Consider the following 21,899-nt stretch of genomic DNA (forward strand, 5'->3'; position numbering starts at 1 on the left):
TCGTCCCCGAGCCGTCGCCGTACGGCTTCGTGAAGGCGTCACAGATGCGACCCGGCGCTCGACACCAATCGTCCAGGTCGTCACGCCCGCTTCAGGTGCTCGGTGAGCCCCTGAAGTGTGTCCCAGACGTGCGGGTCGGTCCCGTCGCCGAGGAGGTAGTGCAGGGCCGGTTCGGTTGCGTGGCCGAGTTGGGTGGGCGTGAGGTCGAGGGGTGGGCGGCGGGCCTGGTCGAGGCCGATGTCCCTGACCGTGTCGGAGCCCAGTGTGAACGAGACGGGGATGGGTGGGGTTTCGAAGTGCGGGGGGATCGTCAGGTCGCGGCGGGCGGTGCGGAGTGAGGTGAGCATGGTGGTCAGGCCGTGCTCGGTGGCGAGGGCTTCGGCGAGGGGCTTGATGGTGTCGAGGGGTGGGGTCTCGTCCTTCGCGTAGCCGAGGGTGAGGGTGATGTCCTCCTCGACTCCGGCGGGGGTGCGGGTGATGCGGAGGGTGGCGATGGCCGGGTGGTCGGGGTGGCCGACGGCGATCAGCCAGGTGGGCTGGGGTGCACGGGTGCGGGCGAGGTCGGTCAACTGGCGGGTGGACCAGGGGAGGTTGACCGGTTCGGCGGTGCTCCAGCCGGCGGGTGGGGATCCGGTGAGGGTGTGCCAGGTGGTTTCCAGGGCGCGGCCCAGGACCAGGTCTTCGTCTGCGTGGTGGCGGGTGCGCAGGGAGACGATCAGCTGGCGTTCGCCGGTGTCGGTGGTGGGTGTGAAGGCCTTTGCGACCGAGGCCGCACCGTTCTCGTCGAGTGCGGGCGTGAAGGTCCCGCCTTGCCAGTGGAGTACGGCGCCGGAGAGGCCGTCGTAGAAGCCGTGGTCGGGGTCTTGGATGACCCAGCGGTTGGGGTGGCCGTGCAGGGCGGTGCGGGTGGGCAGGGTGAGGCGGGTGGTCGGTGGGGTGACGATTTGTACGGCGCGGTCGTCGGCTGTGGCTGCGCGCAGGGCGTCGGTGAGCCAGCTGGTCATGGTGACGAGGGGGCGGTCCTGGATGACCACGGCGGTCTTGGTGGTGAGGACGTCCACCGCCGGGGCCGATGTCGCGGGGACGGGGACCGCTGAGACGTCCGTGGTGAACGGGACGGCGTCCGTGGAGGCCGCTTCCGGGGGCCAGACCGACCCGCCCAGGACAGTCGTCAGACGTCCGGCGAAGGAACCCGCCAGCCGGCCGCCCTCGGCGACAGCGGTGGAGGCGCGGGCCTCGGTCCACCACACCGGGCTGTCCGGGAGGTCGGGGTCGGGTCCTAGAAGGCGGGTGGTTTCGCCGGGGACCTGGACGAGGATGGGAGCCTCGACGGAGACCAGGGGGCGGCCGTCGGGGGCGCAGAGCTGGATGACGGCGCCGTCGGCGAGGGTGTTGATGCCGAGGTCGGGTCCGCCCGCGTAGAGGCCCGCGAGGAGGGTGCGCAGGTCCGGCATTTTCGGGGTGAGGGCGATGACGTCCTTGGTCACGGAGCGGATCCCGGTTCTTCTTCTGCTGCTTCGTCGGTCAGTGCTGTCTGGATGAGCTGGTGGTGGCGGCCGCGGCGGACGAGCGTGCCCCGTCCCGGGGGCTGCTGGGACGCGTAGAGGCCGGGGAAGAGCTGGCCCTCGGTGCGGTCGCCGGTCATGAGGAGGGCGGTGGTGCCGGTTTCGCGCAGAGTGGTCAGCAGGGGTTCGTACAGGGCGCGGGATGCGCCGGCGGCGCGGCGGGCGATGACGAAGTGCAGGCCGATGTCCTGGGCGGAGGAGATGTACGGGAGGAAGGGGGCCAGGGGCTGCTGGTTCGCCGTGGTGAGGATGTCGTAGTCGTCGACCAGGATCACGATCCGCGGTCCGGTGAACGAGGGCTCCGCACCCACCACGTCGGGGTCAGCCGACTCCGGCAGGCGCTTTTCCAGCTCGGTGGCGATGCCGGTGGCCAGGGCGGCGGCCAGTTTGGCGTTGTGGGCGTAGCCGCCGCGGTACGGCTCGGGGATCGTGCCGCGCAGGCCCCGGCGCGGGTCGAAGACGCCGAAGACCAGTTCCTCGTCGCGGTATCTGTCCACGAGTTGGCGGGCTATCAGTTTCAGCAGATTGGTCTTGCCGCACTCGTTGTCGCCCAGGATCAGCAGATGCTGGTCGCTCCCGAACAGGTCCAGCAGGGCCGGGGCCAGCGCGTCCTGGTCGACGCCCAGCGGCACCCGCCGGGGCTCGGCGGCAAGGGACGGCAACTGCGCTGCGGGCAGCCGGGTCGGCAACACCCGCACAGGAGCGGCGAGTTCACCGTGCCAGCTGGCGCGGATCGTGCGGGCGGTCCGCTCGAGGACGGAGGCGAGGTCGCCCGCGTGGGGGTGGTTGTCGATGCGGGGCAGTGCGACCTGTGCGAACAGTTTCGCGTCGGTCAGGAGACGGCCCGGGGTGTCGGGGGCGAGCGTCTCGGACAGCTTGCGGTCGATGGACGAGTCGGCCGCGTCGTTGAGGCGTAGCTCGACGCGGGTGCCGAACATCGACTGGGTGGCGATGCGCACGTCGTTCCAGCGCAGCATCCCGGCGACGATGTGGATGCCGTAGCCGCCGCCGCGCTTGAGGAGGTCGGCCACGCTGTCGTCGAGGTCGGCGAACTCGTCGCGCAGCGAGCCGAATCCGTCGACGAGCAGCACGATGTCGGTTGAGCCGAGCTGCGGCAGCTTGCCCTTGGCGCGCAGGTGGCGCAGTTGGTCGACGGAGTCGATGCCGTGTGTGCGGAAGAGTTCCTCGCGTTCGGTGAGCATGGTGCGCACCTCGGCGACGGTGCGGGCGGCCCGTTCGTGATCGGCGCGTCCGGCGATGCCGCCGACGTGCGGCAGTCCGGCGAGGGCGGACAGGCCGCCGCCGACCAGGTCGAGGCCGTAGACGGCGACGTCGTACGGGGTGTGGGTGAGGGCCAGGGAGAGGGCGAGGGTGCGGAGCAGGGTGGTCTTGCCGGACTGCGGGCCGCCGATGACGGCCGCGTGGCCGCCGGCGACGGTCAGGTCGAGCAGCCAGGGCTGCTGCCACTGCTTGGCCGGGTCGTCCAGGATGCCCAGCGGGACGCGCATCGGGCCGTCGCGGTGGGCGAGTCGGAGGCCTTCCGTGTCGGCTTCAAGAGGACCGGCCGCGCTGTCGAGGGTGACGGCGTCCGGAAGTGGCGGCAGCCAGATCCGGCGCACCGGGGGCGCGGCGACGGCGAGTTGGTCGACCATCACCGACAGGACGGTCGGCCCGGTTTCGCGCTTGGTGGCGACGGGTTCCTGTGCCGCGTCGGTCTCGGGCGTGCCGATTGTGTTGTAGGTCGGGTATGGCCAGGCGAGCGGCTCGTCGCCCTTGTCTTCCAGCAGGGCTGGGCCCTGGTAGGCGCCGGAGACGTAGCCCGCCTTGAAGCGTTCGTACGTGGAGGTATCCACCTTCAGATAGCCGAAGCCGGGCAGGGGCGGCAGGTGGAAGGCGTCGACGGTGTCCAGCACGGTGCGCGACTCGTCTGCGGAGAAGGTACGCAGGCCCAGCCGGTAGGAGAGGTAGGTGTCCAGGCCCTTGAGTTTGCCGCCCTCGATGCGCTGGCTGGAGAGCAGCAGGTGGACGCCGATGGAGCGGCCGATGCGGCCGATGGACAGGAACAGGTCGATGAAGTCCGGTTTGGCGGTGATGAGTTCGCCGAACTCGTCGATGACGACGAACAGGTGGGGGAGGGGTTCCAGGTCGGGGCGATCGGTGGCGCGCAGGGCGGCGTAGTGGCCGATGTCGGCGACGTTCCCCGCGTCCTTGAGTACCTGCTGGCGGCGTTTGACCTCGCCGGCGAGGCTGCTGTGGACGCGTTCGACGAGGCCGGCCTGGTTCTCCAGGTTGGTGATCACCCCGGCCACGTGCGGGAGTTCGGTGAACGGGGCGAAGGTGGCGCCGCCCTTGTAGTCGACCAGGACGAGGGCCAGGTCCTCGGGGGAGTGGGTGGCGGTGAGCGCCAGGACAAGGGTGCGCAGGAGCTCGCTCTTTCCGGAGCCGGTCGCGCCCACGCACAGCCCGTGCGGGCCCATGCCCAGCTCGGAGGACTCCTTCAGGTCCAGTAGTACCGGCTCGTGACGGTCCGTCAAGCCGATTGGTACGCGGAGGAATTCGCGCTCGCTGCGGGGCGCCCACAGCCTTTCGATATCGAGCGCGGCCGGGTTCTCGATGCCCAGCAGGGCGGGGAAGTCCACCGGCCCGGAGACCGGGGTGCCTTCGGCCGCGGACTCCGCCGACAGCCGCATCGGGGCCAGCATCCGGGCGAGGCCCTCCGCCCCCGCGGTGCTCACAGCGTCCGACGTTCCGTGAGCGGCGGGTCCCGAGCGCAGATCCTCCACGGTGATCCGGTCGTCGACGTGGACGGTGATGCGGACGCTCACCTGATCCGGCTCGTGCACCTGCTGCTCCAGCAGGTGCAGCACGGTGACGCCCATGTCGGCCAGATCAACGGCCGTGTCCGGGCGAGGGAGTTCGGCCGCCGTCTCTCCGTACGCGTCGCTGACGACCAGCAGCCGGCCTGTCAGCCGCAGCGCGTTGCGGTCCGACAGCCCGCGCCGTACCTCCGCCGCGTACGAGGCACGCTGCCGCAGGTCGTCGCGGCACAGGGCCGCCAGCTGGGCCAGGCTGGGCGCGATCCGGCGGGCGGCGACCGGACCGTCGTGCTCGGCCGGATCGAGTACGTGGGGCAGCCACTTGGCCCACTCCCACTCGGCCAGCCGTTCGCCCGGTACGCCGAGCGCGACGGCCACGTCGCCCGGGGCGTGTGTGACCGCGGTCTGGATCAGGAGCGCGCGGGCGACCCGCAGGACCCCGTCGCGGTCGCCGACGACGCTGATGTTGCCCGCCCGGTCCAAGGGCACGGTGAGCGGGAAGTCCATCGCCGTGGCGAATCGGTGTTGCAGGGCGCGGGCCTCGTTGAGCATGAACGGGTCCGGCGGGGTCAGCACCCCGCCCGCACTGTTCTGCCCGACCACGAGCTCTTGCACCGGTACGTCCCCGGTGCCGACCCGCACCCGCAGGAAGTCCGCATCGTGGCGCCGCCGTTCCCACATCCGCGCCGGATCGCGGACGAGGTCGTACAGGGCCTCCGGCGGCGGATTCAGCAGCTGCGACTGCCGGCGCCGCTCCCGCTCCCCGGCACCGAGCTCGTCGCGCAGCTCCTCCAGATATTCGAGGTAGCGCTCGCGCTGGGTGCGCCGGGTGCGCTGCGCCTTGCCCCGCTGGGACAGGAACAGGGCCACCGCGCCAAGCAGCGCGAAGACCAGGACGATCGCTCCGAGCGCGGCGAACTGGCTGTTGCGGATGATCGTCATCATGACGACCGAGCTGATGACTCCGGCCATCGGCAGCAGCGCGGTGGCCGCGTTGCCGGTTTTTCCCTCGGGCAGGTTCGGCGGCGGTTCGATGGTGCGCGACTCGGCGGGGGCGAGGGGGCGGGTGGAGCGCGCGGGGCGGTGGATCTGATGCTGGGTCATCGCACCCTCGCGGCTCTGTGCATCGTCTCCGCGGCCAGGCGGACGGCGGCGTCGCGGGTGTGCTGGCCCAGCATGGCGGTGTGGATGGGGCCTCCTTGGGCCAGATGCCGGTCGTAGGGGATCGGGACCACGGACACACCGGCCTCCCGCAGATGCGCGGCGGCTGCCTTGCCGTCGAGCGTGGTGTCGGGGGAGCCTGCGGAGAGTGCCACCACGGTGGTGGCCAGGGCCGCGTGCGGCAGCTGGGCCAGCCAGTCCAGGACCTGGCGAGTACCGTTGACGCCCTCCGCGGTCATCGGCGCGACCACCACCCGGGCATGCGCGGTGTCCATCGCCGTACGCGCCACCTCGCCGGGCAGGCACTCGCAGTCCACCACCGTCACCGCGAAGTAGCGCCGCAGCGCCAGCGTCACGGTGCGGTACGTGCGCATGTCCAGCGGGGCGCCGACGCGTCCCTGTCCGGCGGGCAGCAGCCAGCCACCGTCGGTCACCGGTACCAAATAGCCTGTGACGTCGGTGAGTTGCATCGCGGGAGTCAGGATCTGTGCCAGGTCCGCGCACGACCAGCGCACCGACTCGGCGCCCATCCGTACCGGCAGCGTGCCGAGTGCCGTGTCCGCCTCCAGCGTGAGCACCGGATCATGACGGTAGTGGTTGAAGGTGCGGCCCAGCAGGGCGGAGACGGTCGACTTGCCCACCCCGCCCCGGATGGACGTGACCGCGATGACGCGGCCGGTGGTGACCGGCTGCTGCACCTCCTGTGCGAGGCGCGTCTGGTCGGCCACCTCCTGCCCGGCCGACGCGGTGAGCCTGCGCAGCGAACGCCCGGTGCGCTGCGCCAGGGAGTCACCGTGCTGGGGGCGGCCCAGCGCGTGGGCGAGCCGGGGATCCACGGTCGGTACGGACTCGGGGGTCGGCAGGGGCAGGCGGGGAGCCCGTGCGCCGCGGGGCGCGGGCCGGGCGGGTGGCGACGACGGCTGTGGGGGCGGCTGTGGGGGCGGGACGGCGAGCCGCGGGTCCACGGGTGCTGGAGGCTTCGGCGGGGAGGCCTCAACTTGACCGGTGCCGTCCGGTGCGGCTGCGGCGTCGGCCAACTCCCGCAACACGTCGCGCTGCCAGTCCCCTCCTTCAGCCATGCCGATCCCTACGCGAAGGTGCCGAGCAGACGCCCGTACACACCGAAAGCACCGACGAGCAGGGGGAGAAGGGCGATCACACCTACCGACTCCAGAAGGTCACCGGCACGCCGAAGCCGCACTCGTACATGCTCGGCCGGCTCCACCGCCAACACCGCGAGGGGAGCGACCGCCAGCAGGGCCAGCACGGCGATCGGCCCCGCCGCTCCCGCATCCCCCAGCCATACGACGATCAGCCGCACGGTGACGACGGATGCGGCCACCAGCAGCGCGACCACCTCGGCCGTCAGCGGATAGGCCCGCGCCCGCAGCGCAAGCACCACCGCGGTGACACCGGCCAGCAGCACCGTCCACACCGAGGGTGCCCGCAGCACGAGAACGCCCGCCGCGGTCGCGGAGGCGGCCAGCACGACCGTGGCGCAGGCCAGCCCGCGATGCGTGGCCGCCAGCGCGGTAGCCACCTGATATCGGCTCACCGACGCCCCGCCCGTCCGCCGGTCGTCCAGTGAGGACAGTCCCGACGCCATCAATGCCAGCCGCGGCAGCACGCCCAGCACCACCACCGACACGACAGCGAGAACCGCGCCCAGCCGCGCCTGCCCCGTTACGGTCTCCGCGCCGCCCTGCAGCGCGGCCGCCTCCTCCCACAGGACTAGGCATCCACCCACCGCGGCGGCACCGATCAACGCACCGCGCCCCAACGGCGAGAACCCCCCCGCCAGCAGCAGCGCGACCACCATGGCCGCCGCGACGCCCTCCAGCCGCACGGCGCCGGACCAGCCGTACGCGTCGGCCGACGTCCACGCGCCGAGCACACCCAGCGCACCGGCCGTGACGATCAACGTGGTAGCCAGGCCTCGCTTCCCCGCCCGCCCGCACAAGGCCCCGGTCAGCGCCGACACCACCGCCGCGCCGAGCAACGCGTCGCCGACCGCGGACAGCTCGAACTCGCCTTGGGCCAGCACCCCTGCGGCCACCGCCCAGAACACCGTGGCCAGCCCGGCCACCACACGCCGCACCGCGGGTCGCCACCGCCAGGCCCGCACATTCAGATCGTCTGCCACCTCATCGGTGACGTCATGGACCACGGGCGCCGACGGGGCGTCTTCCACCCGTACCAGCCGCAGCACGGCACCGTCCGGCACTCCCGCCGATTCCAGCGTGCTGTCGTGGTCCAGTGCTGAACCATCCGCGGTGATCAGATGTCGCAACTCGGGCCGCCCGGACGCGCGATCGTCGAGCAGCCGTATAACTTCCGGAAGCAGAAGCCCGATCGGCTCCCGCGACGGCAGAACGAGATCGACGCGCCGCCCTTCACCGACCAGAGTGACCCGGCTCAAGGCCGTACGCCCACTGGCTGTTGTACGACTCATGGCCCCCGCAGCTATCACGCGTTCGAACCTATCACCGGGCCGAAGAGGCCACGGAAGGCGAAGACGACGGCTGCACCGGCGACCCGTAGGGGCTCTTCCCGATCAGCCGGTGGGAAACGAATGACCAGCCCACGCAGCCGGCACACAACACCGCCGCGACCACGATCCCGGCGAACACCTTTCCCAGCCGCTCATCGAGCGATCGCCGCTGCCGCTGGGCGCCGAACAGCACGGCATCCCGCAGGCGTCGGCGTCGTACCGACACCGACTCCAGCAACTGACTGTCGTACTCCTGAGCTGTCACGGGCTACCTGCCATCCGTCATGCGCCGCCTGGTTCCGTGTCGCGTACTTGTCGAGCCGGTCATGTGTTCTCTCCGGTGACCTCTTCAATGAATGCGGCTGCTTCCGCTTCACTGATTTCCACGTGGTCGACTTCGTTGTGTCCCAGCTCGTGCAGCCGCAGGTACTCCGTCGGCTCCCATCGCAGGTTTCTGGTGAATGCCTCGTCGTGCGCCACCCGGTCCACCATGCGCCGCCGGACAATTCCCTGAGGATTGCTGCGCGAATACCCCTCGCTGATCTTCGCGTAGTACTTGGTGTCCGCGGAGCGCGGGGTGAGAACACGTACGTCTGCTCCGCGGCTGTTCAGCCACCGCTCGAGTTCCAGCCCGTTGATCTCGTGCCGCACGCCTGCCTGTTCGATGACCGCGGGTCCAAAAACGGTCCCGGACAGCCCCTGAACGACAGTGCTTTCGTCGAGTACCGCCTTCAAGGATGTTTCGCTCACTGATGCGTTGGTCAGGTCGGCGCCCTGTAGCTGGACATCGATCAGAGACGCGCCGTCGAGCTTCGTGCCCCGGAAGCGAGCGGAGCGTGCATCGACGGCCCAGAGGTCGGTGCTGCCCAGATCCGCCCCGTCCAAGATGGCGCCCAGAAGGGAGGCTTCGTCAAGTTCAGCCTTGACGAGTGAGGCCCCTGAGAGATCGGCCTCGTCCAGCACGGCCCCTTCCAGATGCGCTCGATAAAGGGCGGTGCCGACGAGCTTGGCGCCCCGAAGGGTGGCTTGCGGCAGGAGACCCACGGTCAGGTCCGCACCTGACAGGTCAGCGCTGGACAGGTCGAGTCCCGAGACATCCAAGAGGGAATCCGCCTGCTCGACCCACTCGCGTAGGGCAGAGGCCGCCTCCGCATTGGGCGGCATCATCCAGACGGTTCGGCTCTTGTCACGGATACCAGACAGCTCGATCACTCCACCTGTGCTGCTCGACGATCGACTTGACGTCGTCGATCGCCGCTTGGCATTGCGGTCGAACTCCGACGTTTCGAGCTCGTCGAGCATTTCCTTGGCGCTCTTGACGATTGCTGTCATGGCCTCTGCTGCATTTTCTGTGCGGAAGTCGTGGCGGGGGATGCGAATGGTCGTTTGCGTCTCAGGTGGGGAACTCGCCGAGCCAGTCGTGCTGGAGGAGGTGCTTAGGCAGGTAGTCGGACTCGACCTCGATGGGGATTCCGCCGTCGTAGGCGAGACAGGCGATGGCGAGGGGGCCGAGGGCGATGGTGCCGTCGATGTCCGCCTCCCGGTCCTCGTTCAAGGTCCAGTACATCTTGTGGAGCTTGAGTGCCTCCACCAAGGCCGGGCTGAAGCCCTCCTCGTCCTTGCGTACGAAGTGGTAGAAGAGGTTGATCGGTGGGTAGAGCTGGGCATCCAGCAGGTCACGCGGAGCGATCCGCGCCACCGCGGGATCCGAAGCCTCGAACGTTGCGGTGAGCTTCTCCACCAGTCCCGGCCGCCTCAGCCAATACGTCTGCAGGGTGTCGACCCAGTGGTAGATGTACGCGTCGTACTGCCCCTCCGGCGCACGCAGGCGCTCCAGCGGGATCTCGCACAGTTGCGTCATGCGCTCCTGTTCGCGGCAGATGACAGCCAGCCAGAACGCCTGCAGCCAGGTGCCCGCATCAGCAGTAGAGAGGGGGCCGACGGCCCGCAAGCTGCGTACCTCGCGGTCGATGCGGCACTCGATGGTGCCCTCGCTCACGCCGGTCACAGCAAACAGCGCAGAACCCAGTTGCATCGCTGTGACCGCGGCCTCCCACGTCTCCACCGCCGCTGCCCGAGGGTCGATGACACAGTGGGCCCGCAGGTTCAGGATTGACGTGTTGAAGGTCAAGTCGATGGTGGAGGTGGACTCCTCGAGCCGGTCGACCTTCTTACTGAGGTGCTTGTTGAGCCGTTCCGTGAACTGTTCGGCCTCAGGCCCTGTCGGCAGCTCATGCCGGTCGATGCGTGCTGTCACGGAAGGGTCCCCTTGCTGATGTCGAACCGGCGATATTTGAATCCGGTATATGTCCCCGCGTTCTTCTCGCCCTTGACGACAACATATTCTAGCTTCCCGTCGTTGAGCGCCTTGTCGAGGGTTTCTGCCAAATCGAACTCGCCGCGTTTCTCCATGGCGTCGATGATGTCGAAGAAGTACTCCCTACTCCCCTGGGACACTTGGCGACCGTTCGGCAGGGTACGTCTGCCCAGCTCGGTAGTGGGGCTGCTCTTGGCCTCGATGACGACGACTCGGCCGTCCTCATGCGTCCAGACCTGGTCGAACTGGTCGTTTCCGCTCTTCGGGCCGAGGAGGGTCTCTTTCGTGAAGTCCGGGTGGTTCTCGGCGATGTAGTGGTACTCGGCCGCCGCCTCGCCGAAGTCTTCGGCCTTTTCCCCCATGAGGGTGTGGGATTCCTTGTATGCACCCCGGGCCTCACCCCACTGCGCGGCCGAGTCGATGGTTCCGTGAAGCTCGTGCGCTTTGCCCGTCTCCGCCTTCCAGTCCGAGACGAGGTTGTCCCACTTGATAGCGAAGTGGCGGATCCGCGCAGCCTCCTCCAAGGCCCCACGCCGTGCCTTGCTCGTGACGGTGTCGGACTTCACGGAGATGTAATCGTCGTCAAGGAAATGCGGCTTGGGCGGCTCCGGTGCGTCCTTGGCGCGGGTCAACGGTGCGTCGTCGGACAGCCGAGTGAGTTGCGGCGGGGTGTGCCCGCTCTCGTCGTAGCGCTCCAGGAACCTTCGGGTGCCGTCCTTGCGGTAGTAGTGCTCGAAGTACCCGGGCTCGTGGTTGGCACGGTAGACCTGGATCTCTTCGATCTGCTCCAGCGTGAGCGATCCGCGAGGTCCGTAAGGGTTGGCTCCCTCACGTATGAAGCTGGGGCGCTCAACCTCAGTGCGCTGTCCGGGGACGTCACCGGTCGGCCTGTCCGCGCCATTGGCCCCGTCCCCGACCGCGTCGTTGCCAGTCCGGCCGAGGTTGTCCAGGCCGCCGCCTCCGTGGCTGCCGGAACTGGTGCCGCCAGGGCCGTTGCCGATCGCCCCAGAACCTTTCCTCGGCGTCTCAGAACCGACGGCGTGTCCGGCTCCGGCTGGGCCAGGTACTCCCTTTGCCGTGCGGGACGTGTCCCCGCTGCTTCCGTTTGCAGCCCCATGGCTGGCCTCGGGCGTGAGGTTCTCGCCTGTATGGGCAGTAGCCCCGGACGGCCTGGAGGCAGCGCCGACTTCGGCGAGTTCCCTCTGCTGGGCTGTCTCGTGCTGCGCGGCACGTGCGTTGGCGGGCGGTTCGTGGAGTGGGGTGTCGCTGATGGCCCTGCCCGCGTCGTCGACGCGGATGAATTCGCCGTTCTCGATGCGCACTTTGGAGCCGTCGGAGAGTTCCAAGATGCTGTGCGGGGCACGCAGGTCCGGGATGTCGTTCACGCCGCGGAGGTTGGCCGTCACCTCGGCGAGCTTGGGTATGCCTCGGGCGGTGACCCTGGCGGCCGCGTTGATCGGGTCGATGGCGTCGCCGATCTTGGCGGTGACGGAGGCGACCTTGGCGGCGGTGCCCACTCGCCCGGCGGAAGCGACCTTCAGTGGACCCGCGCCGAGGGTCAGAGCGTTGAAGACGACGGTGGCCGCGGCGCGTGCCGGGTTCTCCTTCCACATGTCCCAGGCGACGAAGGACTTGCCGAACTCCTTCGCGTACACCTTGCTGTCCTGGGCGAAGTCACTTGCCAGGAAGCCGGTGGGCTTCTGCCCGCCGGACTCCATGAGATACGTTTCTCCGCCGACGATCCCGCGGACCAGGCCATCCCAGGCGTTTCCGGCGGCGTCGCCGCCATGGACGCCGGCCAGGGTGGCGAGACCGTCGATGGTGCCCCAGACGTTGTCGACGATCAGCCCGTCCCAGACGAAGCTCTTGGCGTAGTAGCCAAGGTCATCGGGGTCCCACCAGTTGTGGGACTTGCTCACCGGCGTGCCCCAGGGCAGTTTCTCCATCTGCTCCAGCGCGTCGGCGGTGTAGCCGTAGAGTTCCACGCCGCGCGGGATGAACAGCGCCTTGCCGCCGCCGACCATCATGTACTGGGTGCCGCCGACCAGCGCGGTGATCTTGTTGTTGGCGGCGATCTCGGCAGCGGTGAACGCTGCTTGAGCCTCGGCCACCCCGTTCATGAGGGTTTGGTGCTGGTCGACCTTGTCCTGGTCGTGTGCCCAGTTCTCGTCAAACGCGCCGCTGCTGGTCTTCAGGCCCGCCACGAACGTGGCCGCCTCGCTCTGCAGGTGTTTGAGGCGTGCGGCGATCGGAGCGACCTCGGTGGCGTACGTGGCCAGCGCGTCGGCGACCGTGGCGAGTTTGTCGCCGAATCCGTCCGCGCGGTCGCGCACCGGCACCGTGGAGGCGAACAGGTCCTCCGCCTCGGGCGCCTGGTAGAAGGCGGACAGCCTCTGGAACTGGGTGTGGGCGGCTCCGCCGGCCTGGCGGATGCCGTCCGCCTCGCCGCGCAGGGCGGTGATGTGGTGGTCCAACTGTCCCAGGTCGCCGGTGAACTGCGGGATGTTCTCCGGTTCGATCACAGTCGGCCCATCTTCCAGCCGGTCGGCATGTCCGGCTCCACCAGGCCGGCCGCCCGATGCTGCACCTCGGCCGCCATTTCCAGGTCCCCGGACGTGTAGGCGGTGGTGGCCTCGACCGCGCCGGTCACCGACTTCCCCATCCGCACGCCGATGAACTGCAGCTCGCTCGCCGTGCCCTCGACGAACTCGGCCAATGCCGCGGCCACCAGCCCACCCTGTCCCTTGCCCTCGCCGGTCGCCCCGCCCGGGGCGAGGGTGCCGGCCGTGGTGGCGGCGCCCTCCAGGTCGTCCGAGTAGGCCTGCAAGATCTTGTCCAGGACCCCCATCACGTCCCCTACATGGGAGACGACGACCCCGACTCCGGACGGCGTGATGTCCCACCCCGACATGCCAACCCCCGTTGCAATGCGAATACTTGAAGTCGAACCCGGTCAGCCGATGTTGTCGACGGCGGCGCGGGCCTTGGCCATCGTCGACTGGGCGGTGCCGTCGTTCTGTTCCAGCGTCGTGCGCACGAGGCGGATGATGTCGCGTACCTCGTTGGCCGCGTGGTTCCAGCGCTTTTCCTTGCCGTGGTACTCGTCGGCGACGCCATCGGCCGTGAAGTCGGCCATCGCGGCCTGCACCGCGCGGTCGCGGTCACCGAGGACGCTCTCCAACTGGCCGATGATGCCCTGCAGACTGCCCTGCACCTCGCTGGAGGCGCCGGTGTCGTACGAGCGGCGATCCTGATTCTGTCCCATGGTCAAGTCCCCCTGTGTGTTTGCTATCGGGCACCGAAGCGGGCGGCGTCGAAGTTGGACTGGCCCATGTTCTGGTGGGCGTTGTCCTCCTGCTCCAGATCACCGGAGCCGAACGCGGTGTCCATGCCGGACTGGCCACCCAGGATCGCGCCCAGCGACCCGTTCAGCGCGTCCGTAATCTCGTCCGTGTGCAACTTGAACGAGTCGAACGCGGCCTTCCCCGCCCCGTTGAACTTCCCCTCCAGCGGCTCCGCCGCCTGCACCAGCCATCGGATCAGCGTGCCCAGGTCCTCCGTCGAACCGACCGTGCTCTTGCCGAGATCCGCCAGAGTCGACGACCCCATGTCGAACTTCATCCACCCGCCCCCGTGTCAATCGTGGCATCCGCCAAGACAGTTCACATGTTCGACAGTCACGACGCTCTCGTGTGTCGGACAGTTCCCGTGTGTCACGCGCGTCTCACAGTGCGTCGAACATGCTCGCGCATCGCGCGTTGCAGGCGCAACGTAGTAGTGCCCGAAGTGGCTTGATCTACCCCATGAGTTGTCTCACCGCCCCCTGAGTAACCGGCGGATCCGGAGGACCGGGCGGGGCCTTTTCTCAAGCAGGGGTATTCCCCGCCTCGGCTAGGGAGTTCCTGCGCACGGCCCCGCCTAGGAGCCCTCGCCCCACCGACCCCACTGTGCCTCGTCTCAACGCCGGCCACACCGTCCCTCGAGGGCACGCCGCGGCACCGGGCGGACCGCACCCCCTTCAAAGCGGTGAGGGTCCGACTTCAAACCGGCGCCAGTCCGAAAAGCGCAACCCCGCCCGACTCCACGCGCTTTGCCCCTGGCAAGTCCTTGCCATGGCGAAGACCTGCCGTCATCTGGTCTTCACGTCGGTGTGAACCGGCCGATAGACCCAGGGCATGTCCTCCCCCTCTCAGGCTTTCCCCTCTCAGGCTTCCGCCTTCCGGCGCAGACGTTGGCAGCTGATCTCGGCTGCCACCGTGGTGCCGCTGCTGGCGTCGGGGCTCGCGGTTCTGCATGCGCCCGCACAAGCCGCTCCGAGCAAGCCCACCGTTCCCGCCAAGGCTTCGGCGACCCACAAGGTCACCCTGGTCACCGGCGACGTCGTCACGGTCACCACGATGGCCGACGGCAAGCAGACCGCCGAGGTCGACCGGCCGGACAGTGCCGTCGGCGGCGTGAAGATCCAGGAGGTCAAGGGTGACCTGTTCGTCGTCCCGGACGAGGCGGCGTCGCTGCTGGGCACGGGCAAGCTGGACCGGCGGCTGTTCAACGTCACCGATCTGATCGAGATGGGCTATGACGACGCGAAGTCGGCCGCGGTGCCGCTGATCGCGACGTACGCCCAGCCGAAGTCTCGCGCGGCCGTCGAGCCCACGGCCCCCCGCGGCAGCAGGCTGACCCGCGAGCTCAAGGGCATCCACAGTGCCGCGCTCAGTACCCAGAAGCGGCAGGCCCGCACCTTCTGGACCACCGTCGCGCCGCGGGGCAGCGCGAAGTTGGGCGCGGGTGTGGCGAAGCTGTGGCTCGACGGTCGTGTGAAGGCCAGCCTGAAAGAGAGCGTGCCGCTGATCGGCGCGCCCGAGGCGTGGGCGGCCGGGTACACCGGCAAGGGTGTCAAGGTCGCGCTGCTCGACACCGGCGTCGACGTCAACCACCCCGACTTCGCCGGCCGGATCGACGACACGGTCAGCTTTGTGCCGGGTGAGGCCTTCTCCGACCTCAACGGGCACGGCACGCATGTGGCCAGCACGATCGTCGGTTCGGGCGCCGCCTCCGGCGGTGACTACAAGGGCGTCGCCCCCGGCGCCGACCTGATCGTCGGCAAGGTGCTCGGCGGCGCGGAGGGCTACGGCCAGGACTCCTGGGTCATGGCCGGCATGCAGTGGGCCGCCGAGTCCGGTGCGGACGTCGTCAACATGAGCCTTGGCGACACGTATCCGACGGACGGCAGCGACCCGATGTCGGAGACGGTCGACGCGCTGTCCAAGCAGTACGGCACGCTGTTCGTCATCGCCGCCGGCAACGCGGGCCCGGAGAGCATCTCCTCCCCGGGCGCGGCCGCCTCGGCGCTGACCGTGGCCGCCACGGACAAGCAGGACCAGCTCGCGTCCTTCTCCAGCACCGGTCCGCTGGCCTTCTCCGGCGGCATGAAGCCGGACATCGCGGCGCCCGGCGTGGACATCACCGCGGCCCGCTCGCAGGAGATGACCGACGGTGGTGAGGGCCTGTACCGCACCCTCAGCGGCACCTCGATGGCCACCCCGCACGTGGTCGGCGCGGCGGCGATCCTGGCCCAGCAGCACCCGGACTGGACCGGCGCGCAGCTCAAGGAACACCTGATGAGCACTGCGAAGGGCCTGGACGACGGGTATTCGCCGTACGAGGTCGGCACCGGCCGTGTCGACGTGGCCGCCGCCGTGCACACCACGGTCCGCGGCACCGGATCGCTCTTCTTCGGCAACTACACATGGCCGCACGAGCCGAGCGACGTCGCCGTCACGAAGGACCTGACCTTCACCAACTCCGGTTCCTCCGACGTCACGCTGAACCTGGCGCTGACCGACGGCGGCGGCCCGTTCGCGCTGGGAGCCGCCAAGGTGACCGTCCCGGCGGGCGGCACCGCCGCCGTCCCGGTGACCGGTGACCCGCAAGCCGCCTCGGCGGGCCGGCACGTCGGCTACGTGATAGCCACCGACGCGGCCACCGGGAAGCCGGTGACCCGCACGTCCGTGGCGCTGCTCAAGGAGGAGGAGCGCTACGACCTGAACATCAAGCTGGTCGGCCGGGACGGCAAGCCCGCCGCCGGCTGGGTCACGGTCAACCTGGCCGGCGACTTCTGGCCGTGGCAGGTCTACGTCGACGGCTCGACCACCATGCGCATGGCACCCGGCCTCTACACCGTCGCGGGGTACCTCGACGTGGCCGGCGAGAAGGCGGACCGCTCGGGTCTGGCCGTGCTGGTCGACCCCGAGACCGTACTCAAGGACGGCTCCGCGGACGTGGTGCTGGACGCCCGCAAGGCACGCCTGCTGCAGACCGAGGCGCCGCAGCGCACTGAGGACCGCCAGCGCAAGGTCGACTTCAACGTCCACTACAAGGGCCTCGACCCGTACACGGACTACCGCAGCGCCTACGTGCTGCCGCCGACGTACGACGACGTCTACGTCGCGCCCACGAAGCCGATGAAGCAGGGCGAGTTCATGCTGACCACCCGCTGGCGCAAGGGCGAGCCGCAGCTCAGTCTGAGCGCGTTGGGCGGTCGCCGCCGCTTCGACGCACTGGTGCAGGCGGGCAGCGCCCTGGGCACCGCCACGGACACGCTGAACGCGGTCTACGCGGGCAACGGCGCGGCGGCCGAATACGAGAAGGCCGGCGCCAAGGGCAAGGTCGTCGTCGTCGAACGCAGTGACGAGGTCTCGCCGAAGGAGCGGACCGCGGCCGCGGTCGCGGCCGGTGCGAAGGCGCTGATCGTGGTCAACGACGGTGTCGGTGGCCTGATGGAGGACATCGGCGAGTCGGCCATCCCGGTCGCCACCGTGCACCGCGACGCGGGCAGGACCCTTATCGCGATGGCCAAGGCCGGCAAGGTGAAGCTGACCGCGAAGCAGACCGAGTACACGCCGTTCGTCTACGACCTGACCCGGGACTACCCCGGCCAGGTGCCGGACCGGGCCCTGGTCTACAAGCCGACCAAGGGTGACCTCGCCCGGATCGATGCTCGCTACTACTCGGCCACGGACGGCAAGTTGGGGGAGGGCTACCGGTCCGACTTCACGCTCAGCCCGTCGTTCAACTTCCCCGAGCGCGAGTGGCACCCGGGCACCCGCACCGAATGGGTGACCCCGGGCCAGAACTGGAGGGAGTTCCACGCTCAGGGCGTCGACGGAGACCTGCCGTGGGTGATGGTGTCGGGCGACAACACGTACGCCAAGGGCAGCACCACCCGTCTGGACTGGTTCGCTCCGGCGACCCGGCCCGGCCAGGGCGAGGCCTTCGGCGTGTACAACTCCCGCTGGCAGAACTACATGACCTGGAATGTGCAGGCGTGGGCCTCCGCCAGCGACAACATGCGGCTGGGCGGCTTCCTGGACTGGGGTGAGACGCCTACCCACCTGCAGGTCTTCCAGGGCGACACGCTGATCCACGACAACCCGTACAGCACGGACATGCAGTGGGTCGAGGTGCCGGCGGGCAACCTGCCCTACCGCGCCGTCCTCGACGCGGAGCGGCCCGCTGACGTCTTCCGGCTGTCGACGCGCACCCACACCGAGTGGACGTTCATGTCCGACACCGAAGACTCGGACTTCTTCGAGCCGTTCTCGGTGCTGAACCTGAACTACAAGCTGGAGTCGGACCTGCACGGCGACGTCAAGGCCAATGCGACCCAGAAGATCGCGCTCAAGCCGGTGTCGATGGACGGCGGCACCGTGCCGGGCAAAGTCACCGCGGTGAAGCTGGATGTCTCGTACGACGACGGCGCCACCTGGCAGAAGGTGACCCTGACCAGGGGCGCCGACGGCTACTGGACGGGTTCCTTCAGGACGGCCAAGAAGCCCGGCGGCTTCCTCTCGGTCCGCGCGAGCGCCGAGACGAACAGCGGCTTCGGCGTCAAGAACGACATCATCCGGGCGTACGGCCTGCGATGAACCGCACTGTCGGGCCCCGGGGAGGCGACTCTCCGGGGCCCTTCCCGTCACACCCGCTCCCACCAGGGACTATTCAGAGTCCAGGGACTATTCAGAGTATGCCGCCATGGCACATACTCTCCCCGCTGCGGCAAGCGGAAGAGAGTCGGTCGCCGATGCTGGATGTTCTGGGCCTCGAACCCGATGACGAGCGCGTCTACCGGGCGCTGATCGGACAGCCGGACTCCACCGCGACGCTGCTGTCGGAACTGCTCGTCATAGCGCGGGCCCAGGTCGACCACGCCTTGTCCCGCCTGGTCGGGTGGGGACTGGTGATCAGGTCGGCGGACGAGCGGTTCACCGCCGCGCCGCCGGCCATGGCGCTCGGCGCTCTCATCAGCCAGCGCCGGGACGGGCTGCGCGCGGCCGAGCATGCCCTGGTGACCTTCGCCGAGGAACACCGGGCGGCGATGACGGGGAGCAGCATCGTCGATCTGATCGAGGTCGTCACGGGCGTCGACGCCATCCGCCATCGCTACCTCCAGGTGCAGCAGGCGGCCCGCACACAGGTCCGCGCCTTCATCACCGCGCCGTTCGTCGCCCTGCCTCCCGACGAGAACACGGCCGAACCCATGGCCATCGGCCGCGGCGTGCACTTCCGGGCGGTACTGGACCGGGCCGTGCTGGCGGAGCCGGGCATCGTCCACGACGCGATCGATTCCCTGCGCAACGGCGTGCAGCTGCGTGTCGCCGACCAGCTGCCCATGAAACTCATGCTGGCCGACGCCGAACTCGGCCTCGTCCCGCTCGCGACCACGCCGACCGGAGAGCCCGGCGCCGTGCTGCTGCACCGCAGCGGCCTGCTGGACGCGATGGACGCGCTCTTCGAGACGGTATGGCGCACCGCCCACCCGCTGGAGCTGTCGGGCACCGGCGGAGAAGCCGAACCCACCGTCGAGCTCGGGGCGGAGGGCCCGACCGACCTCGACCGAAGGATCCTCGCGCTCCTGCTGGCCGGCGTGACCGACCCGACGGCCGCGACACAGCTCGGTCTGTCACCGCGCACGCTGCACCGACGCCTGCGCCACCTCATGGACATGGCCGGAGTCCGGACTCGGATGCAGCTCGGCGGCCACGCCGTCCGACACGGCTGGGTCACAGCCTGATCAGCCCGTTCCCGGGATCCTGATCACCAGCCCGTTCCCGGGATCCTGATCATCAGCCCGTTCCCGGGACAGGGGGAGAGAGCTCACACAGCGGAGCCCCAGGCCCCCATCAGCTGCTCCGGCCCGTACGTAGCCGCCAGCCCGTCCACCGTGACCCCGGAGCGGGACACCGCGACCAGGGGAGTGTCCTCGTCGGCGCCGGGTACGGCCAGGGCGTCCCGGGCGAGCGCGGCCAGGGCGCGATGGTCGAAGGAGCCGTGCTCGTGCCACTTGATCGAGCCGACGAACCCGACCTCGCGTGCCGGTGACCGGTCCGCCCCCACCAGGTCCACCTCGGGATTGTTCGTACGGGGCCACCAGCCGCCCACTTCCCGCACCTGCGGCCACGCGTCTTCGGGGAGCAGCCGGGCCAGAGACTCCCTCACGACGGGTTCGATCGCTCGTCCGCGCCATGAGGTCCAACCGCGGTCGACCGCCTCCACCACGATCCGGCTGCGCCCGCGCTCGATCTCCGGGATTCCCCGCTCCAGGAACGCGAGCCAGAAACGGAGGTAGGGATCGGCGACGCGGTAGCGGCGGTCGCGGTCTCCCGGGCGGGTGGAGAGAGGGGTGTCGACGGCGATGAGTCGTTTGTCCGCGAGGGTGCGCAGGGCGGGGTTCAGTGAGCCGGGCGGGAGCGGTCGGTCAGCCGCCCCGGCTTTCGCGGCGATCGTTCCGAAGGTCCGCTCACCGCTTCCGATCACGGAGAGCACGTGCCTGGCCTGGAGGGCGGCGGGGAACTCGGCGGCCAGCATGCGCTCGCCCGAGACGAGGAGGGGAGAGGTGGGGTCGTCGAGGGCGCGGGTGAGGAAGTCGACGCGGCTCTCACCTTCCTGCCACTCCTGGCAGATGAGCGGCAGGCCGCCGGTGATCAGATGGGCGTCGAAGGCCTCCGCGGCCGGGAGCCCGGTCATGGCCATGACCTCGGAGGGGGAGAGCGGCGACAGCACCATCTCGACGCCTCGCTGGTGAAAGGGGCGGCCGTACGCCGAGAGCTGCTCCATCATCGCCAGGTCACTGCCGATGAGGATGAGCAGCACGGGTTTCCGGCTCAGTACCCGGTCCCACACGGTCTGCAGCGTGCCTTCCAGGACCGGGTCGCCTTCGAGCATCCAGGGCAGCTCGTCGAGTACGACGATGCTGGGGGCGTCGTCCGGGAGCACAGCGGCGAGCTGACGCAGGGCGGTGTCCCATTCGGCGACGGTCGTGACGCCGGTGAGCAGGGTGGTGTCGGGCAGTGAGGACTGGCGGACCTCGGTGAGGAAGCGAGCCCGTTCCCGGTGGGCGTCCTCGCCCCGGGTGGCCTGGTGGACGACGTACGGCACCTGGGCGCGCTCACAGAAGAGGTCCACGAGCCGTGACTTTCCGACCCGACGCCGGCCGCGGAGCAGCAGGGCCCGGCCGCGCTGGTCGCCCCGGCCGTCGCGCACCCAGGCGAGGTGGCGCTCCAGGGCGGCCAGCTCGGACTTGCGGCCTACGAAACCTGGCATGGGGCACCCCCGAGTGTGCTCATGTTGAACATACTCAAGTGAACCATAGTATGGAGAATCCGAGTAGCTGGTCCGTTGCATGACGTAACGGGAGGGTGGGTGGGTAATAAGCCGATGTCAGAGCGCGTCGACCCCGCTCACCTTCCAGCCGTCGGACGTACGGGCCAGCGTCATCCGCACCCGGTTCAAGTCCACGCGGGAGCCCGAGACCTGGGTGCTCGTGGTCACTTGGTTGACGAAGAGGAGGACTACGGCGCGGCCCTCCGAGGTCGAGATCACGGAGGCCGCCGGGGAGCCGCCGGTCGGAGCCGCCACCGTGGCCTTCACCACCCCGTGGTACTTCCTGGCCGTGGGGCCGACCACCGTTGTCGTGGTCTTGCTGTATTCGTCGCGGAAGTGACCGGTGAGCCGGGCGCGCGCGGCAGTGAAGTCGCGGTCCAGATGCCGGTAGTCGTACGACAGCACGACGGGTGCCGCCTGTCGTGCGGCTGCGAGCGCCTGCCCGCGCGCCTGGTCGGCCTGGACTCCCTCCCGGTACCGCCACCCGAGCACGGCGACCGCGACCAGGCCCGCCACGAGCAGGACGCACAGGACCGCGGTGAGCAGCCGCCGCCGACCGCGCCCCGTCGCCGTACCGGGGCCTGCCTCGCCCGCCTCCTGCGTCGCGTCCTCCTCGAACGACCCCGGCGAGGGCTCGGGCGGGTCGTCCCAGCCGTTCTCGCCCTTGGGTTCGATGAGCACGGTGCGTCCAGCAGTCGGTGTCCCGGGACGCCCCGGGGCCTCCTCCTCGGCGGCGGCCGTCGGCCCCGGCTCGCGGTGGCCGCGCTCCGCCCGCTTGGCAGCCGCGCGGGCGGCCGCGGTGATGGTGCGCCGGGTGCCGGATCCGGCACCGGAGCCGCGGCTTCGGGTGGTCGTCTTCGTCATGGTCTTGCTCCTCAACTCCTCATGGG

Annotated in this window: 15 protein-coding genes; 2 read left to right on the forward strand and 13 right to left on the reverse strand. The window is 69.6% G+C overall.

Going from position 1 to position 21,899, the window contains the following annotated elements:
* Positions 1 to 80 precede the first annotated feature (80 nt).
* The 11 genes from OIC96_RS34060 to OIC96_RS34110 form a co-directional block, all read right to left on the reverse strand.
* Positions 81 to 1,487: a DUF6177 family protein gene (locus OIC96_RS34060; protein ID WP_330304175.1), complete on the reverse strand. Its 1,407-nt coding sequence runs from the start codon at positions 1,485 to 1,487 to the stop codon at positions 81 to 83.
* Positions 1,484 to 5,485: a type VII secretion protein EccCa gene (gene eccCa / locus OIC96_RS34065; protein ID WP_330304174.1), complete on the reverse strand. Its 4,002-nt coding sequence runs from the start codon at positions 5,483 to 5,485 to the stop codon at positions 1,484 to 1,486. Before eccCa ends, OIC96_RS34060 begins: the two co-directional genes overlap by 4 nt.
* A complete protein-coding gene (locus OIC96_RS34070; protein WP_330304173.1) occupies positions 5,482 to 6,621 on the reverse strand; it encodes a hypothetical protein in 1,140 nt (379 codons plus the stop codon). The genes eccCa and OIC96_RS34070 overlap by 4 nt, the downstream gene beginning before the upstream one ends.
* 8 nt (positions 6,622 to 6,629) lie before the next feature.
* The gene (eccD, locus tag OIC96_RS34075) at positions 6,630 to 7,994 is read right to left on the reverse strand and encodes a type VII secretion integral membrane protein EccD (protein WP_330304172.1); all 1,365 of its coding nucleotides are present in this window, start codon (positions 7,992 to 7,994) and stop codon (positions 6,630 to 6,632) included.
* Positions 7,995 to 8,025: 31 nt separating this feature from the next.
* Positions 8,026 to 8,298 (reverse strand): hypothetical protein, encoded by a 273-nt coding sequence (locus tag OIC96_RS34080; protein WP_330304171.1) that lies wholly within the window; start codon positions 8,296 to 8,298, stop codon positions 8,026 to 8,028.
* Between the two features lie 59 nt (positions 8,299 to 8,357).
* Entirely contained in the window at positions 8,358 to 9,365 is a 1,008-nt protein-coding gene (locus OIC96_RS34085) for a pentapeptide repeat-containing protein (protein ID WP_330304170.1), read from the reverse strand.
* 61 nt (positions 9,366 to 9,426) lie between these two features.
* Entirely contained in the window at positions 9,427 to 10,290 is an 864-nt protein-coding gene (locus OIC96_RS34090) for an immunity 49 family protein (RefSeq protein ID WP_330304169.1), read from the reverse strand.
* The gene (locus OIC96_RS34095) at positions 10,287 to 12,872 is read right to left on the reverse strand and encodes a hypothetical protein (RefSeq protein ID WP_330304168.1); all 2,586 of its coding nucleotides are present in this window, start codon (positions 12,870 to 12,872) and stop codon (positions 10,287 to 10,289) included. Before OIC96_RS34095 ends, OIC96_RS34090 begins: the two co-directional genes overlap by 4 nt.
* Positions 12,869 to 13,261 (reverse strand): DUF6507 family protein, encoded by a 393-nt coding sequence (locus OIC96_RS34100; protein ID WP_330304167.1) that lies wholly within the window; start codon positions 13,259 to 13,261, stop codon positions 12,869 to 12,871. The genes OIC96_RS34095 and OIC96_RS34100 overlap by 4 nt, the downstream gene beginning before the upstream one ends.
* Positions 13,262 to 13,303: 42 nt before the next feature.
* Positions 13,304 to 13,615, reverse strand: a complete 312-nt coding sequence (locus OIC96_RS34105) for a pore-forming ESAT-6 family protein (protein WP_327428277.1) — start codon at positions 13,613 to 13,615, stop codon at positions 13,304 to 13,306.
* Positions 13,616 to 13,638: 23 nt separating this feature from the next.
* Complete coding sequence (locus OIC96_RS34110; RefSeq protein ID WP_327428276.1) at positions 13,639 to 13,971, reverse strand: hypothetical protein; 333 nt, start codon at positions 13,969 to 13,971, stop codon at positions 13,639 to 13,641.
* A gap of 554 nt (positions 13,972 to 14,525) precedes the next feature.
* Between OIC96_RS34110 and OIC96_RS34115 the strand changes: the two genes are divergently transcribed.
* Together OIC96_RS34115 and OIC96_RS34120 are read left to right on the forward strand one after the other, a co-directional pair.
* Positions 14,526 to 18,275, forward strand: a complete 3,750-nt coding sequence (locus OIC96_RS34115; RefSeq protein WP_330304166.1) for a S8 family serine peptidase — start codon at positions 14,526 to 14,528, stop codon at positions 18,273 to 18,275.
* Between the two features lie 155 nt (positions 18,276 to 18,430).
* Positions 18,431 to 19,420 carry a helix-turn-helix domain-containing protein gene (locus OIC96_RS34120; RefSeq protein WP_330304165.1) on the forward strand — a complete coding sequence of 330 codons (990 nt, stop codon included), beginning with the start codon at positions 18,431 to 18,433 and terminating at the stop codon, positions 19,418 to 19,420.
* An 83-nt stretch (positions 19,421 to 19,503) separates the two neighbouring features.
* On the opposite strand, the gene OIC96_RS34125 is transcribed toward OIC96_RS34120, so the two are convergent.
* Both OIC96_RS34125 and OIC96_RS34130 read right to left on the reverse strand, forming a co-directional pair.
* Complete coding sequence (locus OIC96_RS34125) at positions 19,504 to 20,949, reverse strand: ATP-binding protein (protein WP_330304164.1); 1,446 nt, start codon at positions 20,947 to 20,949, stop codon at positions 19,504 to 19,506.
* A 117-nt stretch (positions 20,950 to 21,066) separates the two neighbouring features.
* A complete protein-coding gene (locus tag OIC96_RS34130) occupies positions 21,067 to 21,873 on the reverse strand; it encodes a hypothetical protein (protein ID WP_330304163.1) in 807 nt (268 codons plus the stop codon).
* Positions 21,874 to 21,899 lie beyond the last annotated feature (26 nt).

It is taken from the genome of Streptomyces sp. NBC_00775, assembly GCF_036347135.1.
Classification (GTDB): domain Bacteria; phylum Actinomycetota; class Actinomycetes; order Streptomycetales; family Streptomycetaceae; genus Streptomyces; species Streptomyces lutosisoli.

Bases quoted from the DNA above. Each gene is read 5' to 3' on its own strand.
- OIC96_RS34115 (WP_330304166.1), top strand. From the start codon at position 14,526: ATGTCCTCCCCCTCTCAGGCTTTCCCCTCTCAGGCTTCCGCCTTCCGG.
- eccCa (WP_330304174.1), bottom strand. From the start codon at position 5,485: ATGACCCAGCATCAGATCCACCGCCCCGCGCGCTCCACCCGCCCCCTC.
- OIC96_RS34120 (WP_330304165.1), top strand. From the start codon at position 18,431: ATGCTGGATGTTCTGGGCCTCGAACCCGATGACGAGCGCGTCTACCGG.
- OIC96_RS34105 (WP_327428277.1), bottom strand. From the start codon at position 13,615: ATGGGACAGAATCAGGATCGCCGCTCGTACGACACCGGCGCCTCCAGC.
- OIC96_RS34070 (WP_330304173.1), bottom strand. From the start codon at position 6,621: ATGGCTGAAGGAGGGGACTGGCAGCGCGACGTGTTGCGGGAGTTGGCC.
- eccD (WP_330304172.1), bottom strand. From the start codon at position 7,994: ATGAGTCGTACAACAGCCAGTGGGCGTACGGCCTTGAGCCGGGTCACT.
- OIC96_RS34130 (WP_330304163.1), bottom strand. From the start codon at position 21,873: ATGACGAAGACGACCACCCGAAGCCGCGGCTCCGGTGCCGGATCCGGC.
- OIC96_RS34125 (WP_330304164.1), bottom strand. From the start codon at position 20,949: ATGCCAGGTTTCGTAGGCCGCAAGTCCGAGCTGGCCGCCCTGGAGCGC.
- OIC96_RS34110 (WP_327428276.1), bottom strand. From the start codon at position 13,971: ATGAAGTTCGACATGGGGTCGTCGACTCTGGCGGATCTCGGCAAGAGC.
- OIC96_RS34100 (WP_330304167.1), bottom strand. From the start codon at position 13,261: ATGTCGGGGTGGGACATCACGCCGTCCGGAGTCGGGGTCGTCGTCTCC.
- OIC96_RS34085 (WP_330304170.1), bottom strand. From the start codon at position 9,365: ATGACAGCAATCGTCAAGAGCGCCAAGGAAATGCTCGACGAGCTCGAA.